This window comes from Solemya pervernicosa gill symbiont (assembly GCF_002020875.1).
GTDB lineage: Bacteria > Pseudomonadota > Gammaproteobacteria.
Genome location: NZ_MPRL01000128.1, coordinates 1 through 2,930 on the forward strand (window position 1 = coordinate 1; position 2,930 = coordinate 2,930).

Below are 2,930 nucleotides of genomic sequence, written 5' to 3' on the forward strand. Positions count from 1 at the left end.
CGGGGCGCCGCAGGCATAAACGGTCGCGTGAAGTTTTTGCTGTTTGCTTGGGCTTGGATGCCCAAAACAAACTTTCGCAAAAATAGCGACTCCCCGGGAGCTTAGTTGTTGAATTTATGAAGAAAAACGTGTTTTGAAAGGTCGGGCGTGTGTGGTTGGCCCGCCCAGATGAGTATCAGTGAATGGTCCTATATATATGACCATTGTCGTGGTGGCGGGGTAGCTATCCGCAAATACTCCGATTGTTGGCGCAGCTGGGTCGATACGGGTTTAGCTAAAAACATGACCCTTGGGCACCTCCACGATGCCCTCATCGGAGAATGTAAAGCGCTTGCGATTCCGTTTGCTGTCATATCCGATCTGCTTACCGGCAGAGATCTCTACCCCTTGTCGTTAAGGCAGCGGTTGAGGTGGACACCATAGCCGAGCTCGACCCCCTGAAACAGAATTGATGCCTCGACCGTTGCCTCATCTCCGACGGCTTGTACGATCGAAATAGTCCTATCAAAGATCAGTGCTGCTCCCACTTTTGAATCTTCAGGTGGGTGCTGAAATTATCCGTGCCACTATATGGCGAATATCAGCGCAAGCATCGTTCCAGGGATGAGGGACTGGAGGTGGTGAGATATGGGGGGCGACTATCGTAGCTGTGCTTTGCAGTGGTGCAGCAGGTAACTACGTGCGCTTCAATCGGGCAGTGCTCATGTGGAGCAGGTTCAGCGGAGTTCGTTGATCGCCTTGTAGAATTCACCGATATCGAGCGGCTTGGTTAGATAGTTGCGGAAGCCTGACTCTAGCCCCTTGCGGATATCTCGGTCGAAGGCGTTGGCACTGACCGCAATCACGGGAATCGCTCTCGTCGCCTCACTCTTTTGCAGCTGTTCCAGCACCTCGAAGCCGTCCATGTCGGGTAGCCCGATATCGGTCAGGATAATATCGGGCCGGTGAGCCTGTGCCAGCTCCAGGCCAAGTGACGGTGTGGAGGCGGTCAGCAAGCGTACACCCTGCATGTTATGAATCAGTCCCTCCATCAGGTGAATATGGCTGGGGCTGTCTTCGATGTAGAGGATGGTTGTGTTGCTATCTGGAGGGACGGCGGCTGACGACCTGGAACGTTGCTGTTCGCCCTGCGGTAGTGATGTTCGATAGGCAGGAAACTCAAGCCAGAAGGTGCTGCCTTGACCCAACTCGGAGCTAACGCCGATATTGCCGCCCATGCGTTCGATGAGTTGCTTGGTAATGGTGAGTCCGATTCCAGTTCCTTCAACAGAGTGATTGTTCAGATAGAGCCGGTTGAATGGTTCAAAGAGGATCGGTAGATCACCCTCGGCGATGCCGGGCCCGGTGTCGGTGACTGAGATTCGCAGCTGCTCAGTGTCGGTCAGCTCGCAGTTCAGTGTGACGCGGCCGCCCTCATGGTTGTATTTGATCGCGTTGGATAACAGGTTCAGTAACATCTGCTTGAGTCGTACCAGATCGGCCTGCAGATTATAGTTGTTACAGTCACTAATCGAAGCGTTTAGAACGATGGCGCGCTCTTTTGCCAGGGGCAACATCAGCTCGATGCACGACTCAATACACTCGGCGGGATGGATAGTTTTAAGTTGTAGTTCAATCTTGTTGGCCTCAATGGCCGCCAGGTCGAGCAGATCGTTAACCACCTCAAGCAGGTGCCAGCCACCATTTAATATATGTTCGACACCCTGTGTTTGGCGTTCGCTTAACGGCTCTTCGTGATCGGATTGCAGTAGCTGGGCAAAGCCGAGAATGGCATTGAGTGGGGTACGTAGCTCGTGGCTCATGCGGGTTAGAAATTGTGATTTTGCCTGGTTGGCCTCAACCAGTTGTGTGTTTGTCTGCTGGAGTTCACGGGTGCGCTCCTTAACGCGTCTCTCAAGCTCACTATGGGACTTCTGTAGCAAGATTTCGGCACATTTACGATCAGAGATGTCGTGAACCGTACCGAAAAATCGAACGGTTTGACCGCTGTTATCTTGTTCCGTCTGGCCCATGCCATGAATATGTTTTTGTTCGCCGTTGGGTAGATTTATTCGATACTCAATGGAGTATTTTTCAGAGCTATCAAGGGCATCGCTCACGGCCTTGTTGACGGCATCAAGATCGTCGGGATGGATATGGCCCAGACAATCCTCGCGAGTGGCGTGATCATTGTCGTCGAAACCAAACAGGTGGAAATACTCATCTGAGAAGGTGGTGATATCCGTGGTTAAATCCCACTCCCAGGAACCGATGCTGGCAATCCTTTGCGCTTTTTTTAGGCTCTTCTGACTCAGACGTAACTCGTTTTCTATACGCTCAAGATGCTCTTGTTGCAGTTGGTACTCAGTGATGTCTCGTGCGGTAACAACAACGCCGATCGCGTCATCACTACCGGAGGGAATGAATGGATTGTAGGTGACCGACAAGTAGCGTCTGCCAACACTGCTGAACTCAAACCATTTTTCGAAACTGACGTGTTCGCCGTTGAGGCAGCGATCGATCTGTCGCTTGATGGTGCTACTAAATATCTCTTCACCAAGAATCTCTGCAACCGTGTGGTCTATGACCTCGTCGCGTCCCATTTGGTGAAACTCCAGATAGGATGCATTGATCGCCTGGTAGGTGTAGTCAGCCGCAACGTATGAGACCAGATCGTCGCTCACGGATCTGATGTAGTCGAACAGAGAGAGGTCGCCCTGGTGTGCTTTGGGATGGAGGTCCTTCATGGATTGAACTCATCTACCTTATGAATGGTGACTATCTTCCAGTGAAGATCCCCGATTAAACCACAGATTGCCCCCTGTAATCATTGGACCAATTGATGACATTAAACCGACGCTGACCGCCATGGATAGCGAAGCGAAGGCGGTTAGTCCGCGATAGTCGACGCCGTCTGCCTATTCGTAGTTGAGAGCGCGAGCGAACGACGA

The 2,930-nt window shown here is 51.9% G+C and carries 3 protein-coding genes; all 3 read right to left on the minus strand.

Features of this window, described 5'->3' with window-relative positions; all coding sequences use genetic code 11:
- Positions 1 to 270: 270 nt before the first annotated feature.
- The 3 genes from BOW52_RS18065 to BOW52_RS16515 all read right to left on the minus strand — a co-directional run bounded on the left by BOW52_RS18065 (position 271) and on the right by BOW52_RS16515 (position 2,726).
- Positions 271 to 378, minus strand: coding sequence for a hypothetical protein (locus BOW52_RS18065; protein ID WP_456242910.1), 108 nt, complete (start codon positions 376 to 378; stop codon positions 271 to 273).
- Positions 379 to 380: 2 nt separating this feature from the next.
- Positions 381 to 527 (minus strand): hypothetical protein, encoded by a 147-nt coding sequence (locus BOW52_RS17165; protein WP_172840403.1) that lies wholly within the window; start codon positions 525 to 527, stop codon positions 381 to 383.
- A 189-nt stretch (positions 528 to 716) separates the two neighbouring features.
- The gene (locus BOW52_RS16515; protein ID WP_078485182.1) at positions 717 to 2,726 is read right to left on the minus strand and encodes an ATP-binding protein; all 2,010 of its coding nucleotides are present in this window, start codon (positions 2,724 to 2,726) and stop codon (positions 717 to 719) included.
- Between the last annotated feature and the right edge of the window lie 204 nt (positions 2,727 to 2,930).

Bases quoted from the DNA above. Each gene is read 5' to 3' on its own strand.
- BOW52_RS16515 (WP_078485182.1), bottom strand. From the start codon at position 2,726: ATGAAGGACCTCCATCCCAAAGCACACCAGGGCGACCTCTCTCTGTTC.